This window comes from Burkholderia sp. MSh2 (assembly GCF_000731655.1).
Classification (GTDB): Bacteria; Pseudomonadota; Gammaproteobacteria; order Burkholderiales; family Burkholderiaceae; genus Burkholderia; species Burkholderia paludis.
This window is the reverse complement of sequence record NZ_JPGM01000003.1, coordinates 160,244-174,555: the sequence shown is the minus strand read 5'-3', so window position 1 is coordinate 174,555 and position 14,312 is coordinate 160,244. Positions and strand designations below refer to the sequence as shown.

Here is a 14,312-nt window from a genome sequence, read left to right as displayed (position 1 = left end):
CAAGCGGGTTGCCGACGTCACGCGACGCAGCGCGGGGCTGCGCACGAACATTGTCCGCCAATTCCGCTCGCGACGAGAGACGGCGCCGCGCGGCGACGCCGTCCCGCCCACCGCCGCTCAGCGCGCGTGCACGCCGTGCAGTTCCGTCAGCAACGCGACGAGCCGGTCGATGTGCGCCTCTTCCGTGCGCCACGACGACACGCTGATCCGGAACGCCGGGCGGCCCTGCCACACCGTCGCGCCGAACCACACGTCGCCCGACGCCTGCGCGGCCTCGCGGATCGCGACGGTGGCGTCGTCGCTGCCGGCGCGCACGAGCACCTGGTTCAGCACGACACGGTTCACGACGTCGTAGCCGGCCGCACGCAGGCCGTCCGCGACCCGCGTCGCCTGCGCGCAATGCCGCTCGACCATCGTGGCCACGCCGGCGCGGCCGAGCGAGCGCAGCGCCGCCCACACCGGAATGCCGCGCGCGCGCCGCGAGAACTCGAGGTTCAGGTTCTTCTGGGCGTCCCGCGCGCCGCTCAGGTAGACGGCGTCGCTGTTCATCGCGGTCGCGAGCGCGTCCGCGTCGCGGCAGATCACCATGGCGCCGTCGTAGGGCGTGTTCAGCCACTTGTGGCCGTCGGTCGTCCAGCTGTCCGCGCCGTCGATGCCGTCCGTCAGCGCGCGCTTCGACGATGCGCGCGCCCACAGGCCGAACGCGCCGTCGACGTGCACCCACGCGCCAGCCGCCTTCGCGCGGGGAATCAGGACCGCGAACGGATCGAACTCCCCGGTGTTGACCTCGCCGGCCTGCACGCAGAGGATCGTCATGTCGTCGAGCGCCGGCAACCGGGCCGGGTCGATGCGGCCGTGCGCGTCGACCGGCGCGACGACGAGGCGCTTCGTCCCGAAGCCGAGCACGCGCAGCGCCTTCTTCACCGTGATGTGCACCAGTTCCGAGATCACGACTTTTACTTCGGGCGCGCCGCTCAGGCCGTCCTCGTCGACATCCCAGCCCTTGCGGGCGAGCAGCGCGCGGCGCGCGGCCACCAGCGCGACGAGCGTGCAGGCCGTCGCGCTCGTGCCGAAGCCGACCGCGCTGCCTTCGGGCAAGCCAAGCACATCGACGACCCAGCGCGCGGCCTGACGCTCGATCGTCGCGGCAACCGGCGAATTCGCGTACGACGACGCGCACTGGTCCCATGCGAGCATCAGCCGCTCCGCCGCCGCCGCGGCCGGCAACGCGGCCCCGATCACGAAGCCGAAGTAGTTCGGGCCGTTCGACGCAACGGTTGCGGGCGTGCCGCGCTCGTCGAGCAGGCGCAGCATCTCGTCGGCCGGGCGGCCCGCGTCGGGCAGCGGTTCGTCGAACGCGGCGAGGCCGGCCAGCGCCGCCTCGTCGGGAAACGCGCGCCGCTCGTGAGTCGCGGCGAGATACGCATGCGCGCGCCGGTCGGCGTCGGCCAGCAATGCCAGTTCATCCATGTCGGTTGCCTCGGGAGAATCAGAGTTGCGAGAGATCGCGGCCGAGCTGCTGCAGCGCGCTGTCGATCCGCTTGTAGTACGTGAACTTGCCGACGCGGGTCGCCTGCACGAGCCCCGCGTCCGCGAGGATGCGCATGTGGCGCGTGGTCGTGGCCGGCGCGATGCCGAGCTTCTCGGTGATGTAGGTGCAGCACACGCCGAGCGCGTCGAAGTCGCCATGCGGCTGCGGCGGGAAATGCCGGCGCGGCTCCTTGAGCCAGCGCATCACGGCCAGACGGCTTTCGTTGGCCAGGGCGCTGATACGGGTGACGTCGTCCATGAGGTGCGGTTTCGTTTAACGTTTTGAATATTAGCTAAATGACGAAATGTTGGCAAGCGATTCGAACGATGCGTTAGAGTGCCTGCCATTCATCGAACAACAAAATCATTCATTCCATCGGGATCGTTCATGATCGATCGAAAGTTGCAGCCCGCCGGCGTCATGCGCGCCGCCCGTTGCGCCGCGGCTACGCTGGCCGCCTCCGCTTTGCTGAGCGCATGCGCGACCGCTTCGGATCCGAAGCCGCGCACCGTTGTCGGTCCGCTCTATCCGTTCATGCAGTTCGATGCGCATCGCGCATTGCTGACCGAACCGGTCGCGGACGGTAACTACCGCTCGACCCGCTGGCGCTTCGCCGACAGCGCACGACATATATCGACCGACTTTCCGGACGGTGCACGAATCGAATACATGACGTTCCACAGCGACGATCCCGATACGATCGTCATTTACGCGGGACAGGATTCGTCGAGCCGATGCAAAACCGGCCTCGCCACGGACAAGGCGTGCCCGCGCCTGTTCATCTGGCTCTCGACGGACGGCGGACAGCATTTCCTGCGCCGGACGATCGACATGCCGGCGCTCGTTCACCACATCTACACCAACAGCGGCAAGCACGGCGGCACACCACCGATCCCGGTGCCGGCGATGGTCGTCGAGCGCGGAATCCTGTACATCGCGACGGGCGGCGACTCGAAGCCGCTCGTACACGTGAACGAGCAGGGCGACATGACCCTCTTGTCGACGGGTGAACCCGTCCAGCACGATATGTCGATCGGGCGGTACTACACATGGCCCGAAGGTATCGAGATGCTGCGCAACTACGACAAGATCGGGCCGATGAAACGCATGCCCGTCTACTTGTTCGCGGTCACGCTTCCGGCCGCCGCACAGCTACCGCCCTACGAACCCGTGACGGGCGATGCGCCCGGCACCAACGCGTCAGTCTGCACCTACCGGCGCATGCGGAAGGCATCGAGCACGCTTCCGAACCTGACGGCGATTCCGCTCGTCGGCAGCCGGGTCGATCAGGCGCCCGCACTGCCCGACTACGTCGCACCGACGAAGATGCCGTACGCGGATGGCGACCTCTACTATGCGAGTGTCAGCGAAACCCGGCGAGGCGAGCTGATCGACAAGTGGCGCAGTATCTATCCCGAGTGGGCCGCTGCACAGCCACCCGTCAGGCCGTTCGTGCCGCGCGTCTTGCTGGAACCGCGTGCAACCGAGATCGACTGCGGCCCCGACTACACCGCCTGGTGGGATTGACGCCAGCCCACCCTCACTCCACCGCCAGCGCCTGCGCCAGCCTGTCGATCAGCGCACGCACGCGCCTCGGCCGCGCGGCACTGCCCGGATAGACGATCTGCAAATCGACGTCGCCCGGCGAGAAGGCGCGCAGGATCTCGACGAGCGCGCCGGACGCCAGATCCTGCTCGACGTCGACCAGCGACTTCAGCGCGATGCCATGCCCCGCGATGCACCACGCGCGTACGAGCGCGCCGTCGTTGGCCACGCGGCGGCCGCGCACGATCACGCGCTTCGGCTCGCCATCGATGCTGAACGGCCATTCGGCATACAGGTCCGCCCCGAAACGCATCACGATGCAGTCGTGAGACGCGAGATCGTCCGGATGCGTTGGCGTGCCGTGCGCGGCGAGATACGCGGGCGACGCGCACACCGCGCGTCGCCCGCGGCCGAGCGAGCGGCTGCGCAGCGAACTGTCCGCGAGCGTGCCGCGGCGGATCGCGAAATCGAGCCCCTGCCCGACGAGATCGACATAACCGTCGCCGAGATGCAGGTCGACCGTCACACCCGGGTGCTCGGCCAGGAACGCATCGACGACCGGCACGACGCGCTCGCGCCCGAGATCGGCCGGTGCGCTCAGCCGCACGGGCCCCGACAGCGTCTGCACGCCCAGCCGCACACGGCTTTCGAGTTCGTCGGCTTCGGCCAGCAGGCGCCGTGCGCCGTCGACGAGCGTGCGGCCCTCGTCGGTCAGGCTGATCGCGCGCGTCGTGCGCGTGAGCAGCGCCGCGCCGTAGTGGCGCTCGAGCGCCGTCAGCCGCTCGGACACCGTGGCCGGCGACAGCCCGACCTCGCGACCCGCCGCGGCCAGCCCGCCCTTCTCCACGATGCGCAGGAACAGCGCGAGATTGTCGAGCAGCATTGTTCGCCTCTGTCGAAGGATATTTTCGAAGTCTGCCCAATTATCCGGAATATCCGCAAGCGATACAGTGGGGCGACGCCTGGCCTCGCGGCCGCCCCCTCGGCAGTTCGAACATCCAAAGGAAACCCGCCATGGAATATCGCCCCCTCGGCCGCTCCGGCCTCAAGGTTCCCGTCCTGAGCTTCGGCGCCGGCACGTTCGGCGGCACCGGCCCGTTGTTCGGCGCATGGGGCAACACGGGTGTCGACGAAGCGCGCCGCCTGATCGACATCTGCCTCGAAGCCGGGGTGAACCTGTTCGACACGGCCGACGTGTATTCGGACGGCGAATCCGAGCGCGTGCTCGGCGCCGCGATCAAGGGGCGTCGCGACCGGGTGCTGATCTCGACGAAAACGGGCCTGCCGACCGGCGACGACCCGAACGACGCGGGCACGTCGCGCGCGCGACTGGCAAGCGCCGTCGACAACGCGCTGCGCCGCCTCGGCACCGACACCATCGACCTGCTGCAACTGCACGCGTTCGACGCGGGCACGCCGGTCGAGGAAGTGATGTCGACGCTCGACGCTCTCGTGCGCGCGGGCAAGCTGCGCTACATCGGCGTGTCGAACTTCGCGGGATGGCAGATCATGAAGTCGCTGGCAGCGGCGGATCGGCACGGCTGGTCGCGTTACGTGGCGAATCAGGTCTACTACTCGCTCGTCGGCCGCGACTACGAGTGGGACCTGATGCCGCTCGGCGCCGACCAGGGCCTCGGCGCCCTCGTGTGGAGCCCGCTCGGCTGGGGCCGGCTCACCGGCAAGATCCGGCGCAACGCGCCGCTGCCCGAAGGCAGCCGCCTGCATGAAACGGCCAGCTACGGGCCGCCGGTCGACGACGAACGCCTGTACGACGTGGTCGACGTGCTCGACGCGATCGCGGAGGAAACCGGCAAGACGGTGCCGCAGATCGCGCTGAACTGGCTGCTGCAGCGGCCGACCGTGTCGTCGGTCATCATCGGCGCGCGCAACGAGGAACAGTTGCGCCAGAACCTCGGCGCGGCGGGCTGGGCGCTGACCGATGCGCAGGTCGCCAGGCTCGATGCGGCGAGCGCGGTGGAAGCGCCCTATCCGTACTTCCCGTATCGCCGGCAACCGGCGTTCGCGCAGCTCAACCCTCCGATCCTTCGGTAAGCGGCGACGGCCGATCGGCGCCGCGGTCGAGGTGCACTACGCCGAGACGCCCGCCTCGCCGAGCCGCACGACAGTGTCGGCCGCACCGATGACCGAGCGCCGATGCGTGATCGCGATCACCGTGACGTCGCGGGCCAGCAGCCGCACGTGCTCCATGATGTCGCGCTCCGTCGCTTCATCGAGCGCGGAACTCGCCTCGTCGAGAAACAGCACGGTCGGATTCCCGTACAGCGCCCGCGCGATCGCGATGCGCTGGCGCTCGCCGCCCGACAGCTTCAGCCCGCGTTCGCCCACCGTCGTGCGGAAGCCGTCCGGCAGGCCGTCGATGAACGGCAGGATCGTCGCCTTCGCGGCCGCCTCGCGCAAACGCCGCGCGTCGTGCGGCCGGCCGAGCAGGATGTTGTCCTCCAGGCTTTCGTTCAGCAGCACGACATCCTGCGGCACGACGGCGACCGCGCCGTACCAGTCGGCGCGATCGATGGTCGCGAGATCCACGCCGTCGACGAGAATCCGCCCGCCGGTCGGTTCGATCGACTTCAGCGCCAGCTTGAAGACAGTGGATTTCCCCGCGCCGGTTTCACCGACGAGAAAGGTCAGCGCGCCACGTTCGGCGACGAAGTCGACGCCGGTTACGCCACGGCCGTTGCCGTACGCATGGGCGACACGCTCGAACACGATGCGCCCGTCCCGCGGCGCGAACGTCGAGGCATGCGACACCTGCCGCTCCTCGGGCGCCGTCCACAGCGCCACAAACGGCGCGAGCGCCGCGCGGGAGCGCGCGCTTTCGTCGACGGCGCGCGCGATCATTTCGAACGGCAAATTCAGTTGCAGCAGCAACGTATTGAACAGCACGATGTCGCCGATCGACAGCGCGCCCGCCGCATGGCGCGGCAACAGCAGCCAGTACGTCACCGAGAACTGGATCGCGAGGCCCAGGCCCAGCAGCACGAGAAAGCCGACGTGCTGCAGCACGTACGCGCGCCAGCTGTCGCGCTCGACGCGCGCTTTCTCCGAGAAGCGTTCGCTCATCCAGCGATGGCTACCGAAATGCCGGAGTGTTTCCATCGCGCCGATCGCGCCGCCGACGAAACGCGCATTCTCCTGCGCGGCCTCGATCGCACGGTCGAGGAATACGCGCGAACGCCGCGCGGCGACGATCGCGATCGTCACCGCGACCACGCCGTACACCGCGGCGATCGCCACCACTTCCAGATTGATCAGCGCGCCGAGCGTGACGAGGGCGAGCGCGATCTGCAACGTGCCGGGAACCAGGTCCATCAGGCCGAGTTGCACCAGCACCGACAGCGCCCGACTCCCGCGCTCGTTCGCGTTCTGGATTTCCGCGGGATTGTGTTCGACGAAGAACGCCGCGGTCTTCTTCAGGATGCGCTCGAAAAAGCGCGTGCTGGTGATGAATCCCAGGTTCTCGGAACTCATGAAGGACAAGTACTGCACCACGCGCTGCAGCGCGCCGGACACGCCCAGCAGCACCGCGTAGAGCACGAAGCCCGGCAGCAGCGCGTGGAGCGCGCCGCGATGCGACAGCGCGTCGATCAGGCGCGAGAACAGATAGGGCGCGGCAACCGCGCTTGCGCTCGACAGGACGACGACCGCCACGACCGTCAGCAACATCCAGCGATCGGCCTTCCAGTACGCATGCAGGACCTCGGTGACCGGATTCGGCGCGTGGCGTTCGTTCATGGCGTATAAGACCGGGCACGGCCCGGATGGCGGCGAGCGGCCGAAAAGTCTAACAGACTGAAAGGAAAGGCGCGGCGGCGTTCGGGTGTTCACGACCGTGCGGGAAGCAAACATCCGGTTCGCGCGAAGCCCGGGCGCCGACGTGGTCGTCGACTACGGGAAGGACGATTGCGTCGACGCCGTCATGCGGGAAACGGGCGGCCGCGACGTCGACGTCGTGTTCGACACCAGCGGCGGCAACACCTTGTCGCGCAGCCCCGATGTGCTCGCACAGCCTGGCCGCGTGGTCACGATCGTGGACATTGCACAACCGCAAAACCTCATCCAGGCATGGGGCAGGAACGCGAGCCATCTCTTCGTTTTCACGAGACAGAACCGAGGGCAAGCTCGACGAGTTGAGCGCACTCGTTGCGCGGGGTCAATTGCGGCCGCACGTCGGCGCCGTCCATTCCCTTGCCGACGTTCCGCTCGCCCGCGCGAGGCTGGAAAGCCCGAAGAATGGCATTCGCGGAAAAAGCGCGATTGCGGTCGAGCCGTCGGCGCATGACGGAGTGTCGCCGGTTTTCGATGAACGGGATCGTCGCGCGCCCCGGCCGGTGGCCGGCCTCGAGAGAATTTCGCGGGTGTGGCACCAGAAAGCGCCGTCGTCATGGGCCTACCCGTCTCGCCGCGAACTTTCTATCGTAGAGAGCTGCGACGGGCCGGCGCCGCCGGCAACGCCCCCACTTCTCCTCGAAAGGTCCGCAAACATGAGCGACACCGACACCCGCCTGACCGTACGCGCGGCACAAGAAGACGACTACGATCAGTGGCTGCCGCTGTGGGACGGCTACAACCGCTTCTACGGCCGCTTCGACGACACGGCACTGCCGCTGGCAATCACGCAGCTCACGTGGTCGCGCTTCTTCGACGGCTACGAACCCGTGCATGCTTTCGTCGCGGAACGCGATGGCCGGCTCGTCGGGCTCGCGCATTTCCTGTATCACCGCAGCACGACGCACGCCGGGCCGACCTGCTATATGCAGGATCTGTTCACGCTCGACAGCGAACGCGGCAAGGGTGTCGGCCGCGCGCTGATCGAGGCCGTGTACGACGCCGCGCGTAAACATCGCGCGGAACGCGTGACCTGGCAAACGCACGAGACAAATCACACGGCGATGCGGCTTTACGACAGCGTCGCGAACAAAACGGGCGGTGTGGTTTACAGGAAAGTGTTGCCGCGTTGAGCGAGGCGGGACCGACAGTTACCGCACCGGCCGAGCGTTGATCCACGGAAACAGCGGCACGCGTGCCACTGCCGCAATGGGAGAAATACCGGATCGTTGGCAAGCGTCGCTCCTGGATGGCCCCGCATGATCGAACGCCATGCCCGATATCGACGACGATCATCCCGGCATCCTGGTGGCCCCGGGGGTACGAAATCCTTTTGCCTATCGGATCTTGCAGCCCCAAGGCTACATGTCAATGTGTAGCAGAGGGAAGCGGCGGAACACGTGCGCGTGCGCCTGCGCCGAATCTGACGATTTCCGTTTCCGGCGGCGAAGTTCTACAGTGATTGAAAACAACCTGCGCCGCCGTGCGTGATCCGCGTCCGACACGTTGCCTCCGACGCCGCACCCTGTTCCGAGGACAGCCCATGCCGAGTATCTTCGCCGCGCCTGCCGATGCGCCCCCGAGCCCCGTCGCGGCGGAAACGCGCATGGTGCACGACGTCGCCACGCTGAAGCCGTCCGACTACCGGTCGGCGGACGGTGCGTCGTGGGTCATCTCGATCGTCACCCCGGGCGCGGACAGCGGCGCGGTCGTGACCGGCACGACGTATTTCGACACCGCGAAAGGCCGGACCGTCCCCGTGCCCGACGCGCGGCGCCGCTACGCGAATCGCGGCACGTGGCAGGTCGTCGCGAGTTCGAGCCCCTCCGTGCCCTCGACGGGCCGCTACGACTGGCTGACGCTCGCGTGGCTGCCGATCAACCGGCGGCCGTTGCCGCAGACGCCCGAGCATCTGTATTCGCCGTTTCTCCGCGGCGGCACGATCGTCTATCGGTGGAATCCGGCGGCGGAAGGCGGCGAGCAATTCGGCAACGTGCGGATGATCTTTCCGGAATGGACGCAGCAGGTGGCCGATGCGTTGCGGTCCGCGCCGCGCGGCCTCCCTAATGCGGCTTCAGCCACGCCGCCCGCGCTCGATCGGCTGACGGCAGAGCGGAATCCGATGACCGCCGTGCTCGACTTCGGCGACGCGCTGCGTGACGAGCCGGTCGGGCACGTCCTCGCGCGGCTGCCGGTATTGCTGCAGGTGAAGGACCTCCATGAACTGTCGGCGATCGTGTTCCTGTGCCTGTCAGGATCGCACGCGGAGGATCGGCCGCGCTTCGTCGATGCGATCGACGCGGCCATCTCGGGCACCGACGATCGCGCGCGCCTGCTGGCGATCGCGTATGGCGCGTTCGCGGCAGGCCGCGCGCAACCGGTTCCGTTCCGCGACACGACGCTGACGCCCCTCATCAACGACGTGTTCGTCGCGTTGAAGCAGCGCACGTCGGCGCTCGGCGTACCGACCGGGGAAGGGTCGCCGTGGTACGAGTTCTTCACCGCATACCGGCTCGGCGAGGCAACGGGCGACAAGCGTCCGTGACCGACACCCCCGGCGACCCGTTTACCGCGCCGCCGGCACCCGCACCACGGTCAATCGCCGCGCGACCGTCGACATTGCCTTCCCGTCCGGTTCCATTCCACGCACGAAATCGCGCACACGACAGGCGGGCGTCGCACCGCTCCGTTAATCGGCACACGCGACCGGCATCTTGGAATGCCGAACAAACCCGTGGCGAATGAAAATCGAAATTTTTCCCGATCTATTCGACTATTTGAAACGGATCGCCCCATGTTAAATTTCAGCCCGGCTAAAAAGCCATCTCAAAAAAAACCTAAATCAAAAGGCCAAATCATGAAATCTGTCATCCGTCACGCCGCACTGGCATTGGTTACGATCGGCTTTCTGTCCGGCTGCGCAAGCAGCGTGACGCGCGACGCCGGCGATCAGGCGGGGGCCATCGCTACGGCATCGGCGCCCAAGTTCGGCACGAAACCCATCATCGTGAACGTAACGCTGGACAATGCCGCCCAGGAAGCGTTGAAAGACAATCTGAAATTCAGCCCCGAAAACCTGAAGGGGAAAATCGAAAGCGCACTGGCGGCACGCAAGCTGCTGGCAACGGCTGATTCGACCGACGCGATGCACCTGAACGTCGAAGTCAACGGCATTCGCGTGCGCTCGAGCTTCTCCGCCGTCATGTTCGGCTTCATGGCGGGCAACGATCACGTCGACGGCACCGTGACGCTGCTCGACGCCGACAATCATCAGATCGACCACTTCAAGGTATCGGCATCGTATGCACTCGGCGGCCTCGCCGGCGGCATGGACGAGACGCGCCTGAACTGGCTGTACGAGAAGTTCACCGAGAAGACGCTGACGACGCTCGAACCGGCGGCCGACGCGCAACAGGCGAACGCCACGCAGACCAAGACGCAGTAACCCGCGCCCGACGCCCGGCCGGCCGCACCTGTGCGGCCCGTCGGGCGGCAGCGGCCACGCTCGTCCGCCGCCGCCGATGCGGAAGTCGTGCACCACGACCGGCATCGGCAGGACGCGCTTCCCGGCATGCGCTTCAGCAACCGGCACGCCCCGCCGCCACCATCCCCACCGCGCTCGCGCGCCGCACCGCCGATTTCGGGAAGGCGATGCAAGGCCGTCCGCCCCTCTGATCCACCTGAACTGCAGCCTGCCCGCATGACAGTCGCGTCGTCGCAAGCCGACCGTGTGCATCGCCCCCGCGCGATGCGGTGAAGTTCGCCACGGAACCCGCATGCGCAACCGCCGGTCGAAACGCCGCACGACCGTCGACGGCTGCCCCGCCGAGGCGGACAATCCAGTTTCCTGCCCCGCTCGATCACGTCTACCCGCGTCCTTTCATGCTGAGCATCGGCCCCTTTTCGATCCGCGTCGTCGCGGTAGCCATCGCCGCATTGCTGGCGTGGCTCGTCGCGCGCTTCATCCAGCACCGCCCGCCCGACGGCCATCACAAGACCGCCCCGAGCCTGATCCTCGACACGCTGCTGTTCGGCCTGATCGCCGCGCGCATCGCCTATGTCGCGCAGTGGTGGCACGAGTACGCCGCCGTACCACGCTCGATCGTCTCGCTCGGCGACGGCGGCTTCGACTGGCGCATCGGCGTCGCGGCCGCGATCGTGTTCGCCGGCTGGCGCCTGCGCCGCCTGCCCGCGCTGCGCCGCCCGGTGATGGCCGGCATGGTGGCGGGCCTCGCCGCGTGGGGCATCGCGCAAGGCACGCTCGCAACCTTGCAGCACAGCGCGCCGCCGCTTGCCGCGCTGCAGCTCGAAGCGCTCGACGCCACGCCGGTGCCGGTGCAACGCTTCGCGGGCAAGCCCGTCGTCGTGAACCTGTGGGCCACGTGGTGCCCGCCGTGCCAGCGCGAAATGCCGATCCTCGCGCAGGCGCAGCAGGATCATCCGGGGATGACCGTGCTGATGCTCAACCAGGGCGAAGACGCGCAAGCGGTGCGCACGTTCCTCGAACGGAAGGGGCTGCGGTTCGATCACGTGCTGCTCGATCGCACGCTGCACGCGATGCAGGCCTACGGTTCGCGCGGGCTGCCGACGACGCTCTTCTTCGATGCGAAAGGCAATCTCGTCGAATCGCACATGGGCGAGATCACCGCCGCGCGGCTGAAGGACGCCGTGGCGGACCGCTTCGGCCAGTAACGCGCCCGGCCGAACGCGAGCGGCATCGCTTCGTCACGTCCGCGCCTCGACCGCGGTCAGCCGGGCCGGAAGATGGTCCAGCAGCGCATCGACGGCGGCCCGCACTTTCAGCGGAAGATGCAGCGTGTAGGGCCATACCGCCTGGATCGGAAAGATCACGCCCGGCCGATCGGGCAGCAACTCCCGCAACGCGCCGCCGCGCAACGCGTCGCGCACCAGCCAGTACGGCAGCCACGCGACACCGAGATCCGCAATGGCCGCATCCATCAGCGCGCTCAGGTCGTCGGACAGCAGGCGAGTGGCGGGCTGCAATTCCACGCGCTGGCCATCGACGATGACGGGCCAGCGATGCACCTGGCCGAAACGCGTGTAGGCCAGCGCCTTGTGCCGTTCGAGTTCTTCATAGGTCGCGGGTTCACCGCAGCGGCCCAGGTATGCCGGCGATGCGCAGAACGCCATCCGGTGCTCGCCCAGCGGACGCGCAATCAGGCCGCTGCTGTTCGGCAACGTGCCGACGCGCACCGCCAGATCGAAACGCTCTTCGACCAGGTCGACGGAGCGATCGGTGAACGACAGGTCGAGATCGAGTTCGGGATGCGCCTTGGCCAGTTCGATCAGGATCGGCGCCACGCAAAGATGACCGAAGAGCGTCGGCATCGACACGCGCAGGCGCCCCTTCATCTGCCATTTGCCGGTTTCCAGCAGCGCCTCGCCCGCCTGGATCTGCTCCATCGCGCGCAGGCAATGGTCGTGGAACAACGCCCCTTCGTCGGTCAGGCTCTGGCTGCGCGTCGTCCGCTGAAACAGCACGACGCCCAGCCGCTCCTCGAGGCGCGCGATGCTCTTGCCGACCGCGGACCGCGTGAGGTGCAGTTTGTCGGCGGCCTGCGCGAAGCTGCTCGCTTCCGCCGCGGCGACGAAAACGTCGATGCCCTTCAGGTTGTTTCGCATGCAATTGGGGATAAATACGCTACACAGTGCGTCGATCTTATCGCTTCTGGCGACAAAAAGTGAATGCTAGGATCGATTCCCGTCTTCACCTTCGCAACGGAGCACCCCGCATGGCCAGGATCCTCGTCCTCAAATCCAGCATCAACGGCAGCCAGTCGCACACCGGCGCGCTGATCGACACGTTCCTGGCCCGGCGCCAGGCCAACGGCCATGCCGACGACGTGATCGTGCGCAATCTCGTCGATGCCGATCTGCCGATGCTCGACAGCGAACTGTTTCACGCGCTGCGCGGCGCGGCCGATCCGAGCGCGCGTGCGCAGCGCGCCGTCGTGTTGTCCGACGCACTGATTGCCGAACTCAAGGACAGCGACCTGCTGCTGATCGGCGCGCCGATGTACAACCTCAACGTGCCGACCCAGTTGAAGAACTGGTTCGACCTCGTCGCGCGCGCACGCGTCACGTTCCGGTACACGGAGACCTATCCGGTGGGGCTCGTCGAAGGCATCAGCGCGATCGTGTTCAGCTCGCGCGGCGGCGTGCACGTCGGCCAGGAAACGGATGCGGTCACGCCGTACCTGCGTGCCGTGCTTGGCTTGATGGGCATCACCGACGTGGAATTCGTCTATGCGGAAGGGCTCGACATGAAGCCGTACGGCTTCGAAACGGGGCTCGCGAACGCACGCCGGCAGATGGATGCGCTGCACGCATGAGTCGCGGCTGGCGCGGCGGAAAGCGCGGCGGCGTTCCCGCGCAGGTTCGGCCGGCAACGGCGCGACGCCCATGACATCCTCGCGCGGCCTGAACGAAGACGAGGCGGCGGCGCTCGCGGAGATGGCCCGGCCGGTCGTCACGCCCGAGCAACGCGAAAGGCTCCGGAACGTTTCGCTGGAACTGCTGATGCAGACGCTCGCGTCGCTGGGCCGGCATGTGGAAATCGTCGTGCGACCGGCGGGGCCACCGCGTTCGGCAGGCATCGCGGTGTCAGTCTGACGGCCGGCGGAATCAACGAAAAGCCGTGCGTAGCGTCCGGCCCCGGCCGCCGCCGGACGCCCGTCACCGGCGAGCGGGCGCACCGCGCCAGCCCGCAACAATCATCCTCGGCGCACCGGCAGCGTACCGATCGCCCCGGGTTTCGACGATGCGCCGGATCGGCGCTCAGGGCCGCGACAACACCATCACGCGCCCCGACACGCGCTGCAGCTTCAGCCACCCCGTATCGGCCGTGAATTGAAGCTGCTGCAACGGAAAATCGAAGTCCGCGCGCTGTGCGGCGCTGATCACCGCGTCGGCGATCCAGCGGATCAGCTCCTTGCCTTCGTCGGTCGTCTGGTGGCCGTTCTGGACGCCATAGAAATAACGGTTCCCGGCGTTGACCTCGTTCTGGATCTGCATCCAGTGCCCCGGCAGGCCCCGCTGCGTCCGGAACAGGTCGGCCACCCGCTGCGTCGTCAGCCCGCGCGCCCACAGCGCGCCGTTCGCGGCGGGTCGCGCCAGGTTGTGGCGATCGGCATCCTGAGCTTGCTCCTTGATGTCGCCTTTCAGGGAATCGGGTTTCGTCATGACGCTTTCCTCGCGATGAGCCCGACAACGGGCCGGTTGAATGGACAAGGACCACGGAGAGCGGGCGGCCTGCAGCGCGGATCTGCGCGACCCTGGCGCGCGTGGCCACCACGAACGACAGGCCGGCGACCTGCGCCGGCCTGGCTCACGATATCGGCCGCAGGCCGGTCGTCCCGCCTGCGCCGCG

14 protein-coding genes and 1 pseudogene are annotated in these 14,312 nt (G+C 67.6%); 9 read left to right on the top strand and 6 right to left on the bottom strand.

What is annotated here, in order from left to right; all coding sequences use genetic code 11:
• Window positions 1-117: 117 nt before the first annotated feature.
• Window positions 118-1,470: a pyridoxal phosphate-dependent decarboxylase family protein gene (locus GQ57_RS02180; RefSeq protein ID WP_034196953.1), complete on the bottom strand. Its 1,353-nt coding sequence runs from the start codon at window positions 1,468-1,470 to the stop codon at window positions 118-120.
• Window positions 1,471-1,489: 19 nt separating this feature from the next.
• Window positions 1,490-1,789: an ArsR/SmtB family transcription factor gene (locus tag GQ57_RS02175; protein WP_034196952.1), complete on the bottom strand. Its 300-nt coding sequence runs from the start codon at window positions 1,787-1,789 to the stop codon at window positions 1,490-1,492.
• 129 nt (window positions 1,790-1,918) lie between these two features.
• Here GQ57_RS02175 and GQ57_RS02170 point away from each other — a divergent pair, with 129 nt between their 5' ends.
• Window positions 1,919-3,058 carry a hypothetical protein gene (locus GQ57_RS02170; protein WP_052001005.1) on the top strand — a complete coding sequence of 380 codons (1,140 nt, stop codon included), beginning with the start codon at window positions 1,919-1,921 and terminating at the stop codon, window positions 3,056-3,058.
• A gap of 13 nt (window positions 3,059-3,071) precedes the next feature.
• On the opposite strand, the gene GQ57_RS02165 is transcribed toward GQ57_RS02170, so the two are convergent.
• A complete protein-coding gene (locus GQ57_RS02165) occupies window positions 3,072-3,959 on the bottom strand; it encodes a LysR family transcriptional regulator (RefSeq protein ID WP_034196951.1) in 888 nt (295 codons plus the stop codon).
• Window positions 3,960-4,090: 131 nt separating this feature from the next.
• Between GQ57_RS02165 and GQ57_RS02160 the strand changes: the two genes are divergently transcribed.
• Window positions 4,091-5,128, top strand: a complete 1,038-nt coding sequence (locus GQ57_RS02160; protein WP_034196950.1) for an aldo/keto reductase — start codon at window positions 4,091-4,093, stop codon at window positions 5,126-5,128.
• A 36-nt stretch (window positions 5,129-5,164) separates the two neighbouring features.
• Here the strand turns inward: GQ57_RS02160 and GQ57_RS02155 are convergent, their stop codons facing one another.
• Entirely contained in the window at window positions 5,165-6,943 is a 1,779-nt protein-coding gene (locus GQ57_RS02155; protein WP_235215002.1) for an ABC transporter ATP-binding protein, read from the bottom strand.
• Between GQ57_RS02155 and GQ57_RS38700 the strand changes: the two are divergent.
• The 5 genes and pseudogenes from GQ57_RS38700 to GQ57_RS02130 all read left to right on the top strand — a co-directional run.
• A pseudogene (locus tag GQ57_RS38700) lies at window positions 6,906-7,371 on the top strand (zinc-binding dehydrogenase); the annotation flags it as partial. The gene GQ57_RS02155 and the pseudogene GQ57_RS38700 overlap by 38 nt on opposite strands.
• Before the next feature lie 207 nt (window positions 7,372-7,578).
• Complete coding sequence (locus GQ57_RS02145; protein WP_034196947.1) at window positions 7,579-8,055, top strand: GNAT family N-acetyltransferase; 477 nt, start codon at window positions 7,579-7,581, stop codon at window positions 8,053-8,055.
• Window positions 8,056-8,465: 410 nt separating this feature from the next.
• Window positions 8,466-9,467 (top strand): hypothetical protein, encoded by a 1,002-nt coding sequence (locus GQ57_RS02140; RefSeq protein ID WP_034196946.1) that lies wholly within the window; start codon window positions 8,466-8,468, stop codon window positions 9,465-9,467.
• Between the two features lie 312 nt (window positions 9,468-9,779).
• A complete protein-coding gene (locus tag GQ57_RS02135) occupies window positions 9,780-10,367 on the top strand; it encodes a DUF4410 domain-containing protein (protein ID WP_034196945.1) in 588 nt (195 codons plus the stop codon).
• A 437-nt stretch (window positions 10,368-10,804) separates the two neighbouring features.
• A complete protein-coding gene (locus tag GQ57_RS02130; protein ID WP_034196944.1) occupies window positions 10,805-11,614 on the top strand; it encodes a TlpA disulfide reductase family protein in 810 nt (269 codons plus the stop codon).
• A gap of 33 nt (window positions 11,615-11,647) precedes the next feature.
• On the opposite strand, the gene GQ57_RS02125 is transcribed toward GQ57_RS02130, so the two are convergent.
• Window positions 11,648-12,565: a LysR family transcriptional regulator gene (locus GQ57_RS02125; protein WP_034196943.1), complete on the bottom strand. Its 918-nt coding sequence runs from the start codon at window positions 12,563-12,565 to the stop codon at window positions 11,648-11,650.
• A 110-nt stretch (window positions 12,566-12,675) separates the two neighbouring features.
• Between GQ57_RS02125 and GQ57_RS02120 the strand changes: the two genes are divergently transcribed.
• Together GQ57_RS02120 and GQ57_RS02115 are read left to right on the top strand one after the other, a co-directional pair.
• The gene (locus tag GQ57_RS02120; protein WP_034196942.1) at window positions 12,676-13,275 is read left to right on the top strand and encodes an FMN-dependent NADH-azoreductase; all 600 of its coding nucleotides are present in this window, start codon (window positions 12,676-12,678) and stop codon (window positions 13,273-13,275) included.
• Between the two features lie 70 nt (window positions 13,276-13,345).
• The gene (locus GQ57_RS02115) at window positions 13,346-13,555 is read left to right on the top strand and encodes an XRE family transcriptional regulator (RefSeq protein ID WP_235212614.1); all 210 of its coding nucleotides are present in this window, start codon (window positions 13,346-13,348) and stop codon (window positions 13,553-13,555) included.
• 165 nt (window positions 13,556-13,720) lie between these two features.
• Here the strand turns inward: GQ57_RS02115 and GQ57_RS02110 are convergent, their stop codons facing one another.
• Window positions 13,721-14,125 (bottom strand): hypothetical protein, encoded by a 405-nt coding sequence (locus tag GQ57_RS02110; RefSeq protein ID WP_031397305.1) that lies wholly within the window; start codon window positions 14,123-14,125, stop codon window positions 13,721-13,723.
• Between the last annotated feature and the right edge of the window lie 187 nt (window positions 14,126-14,312).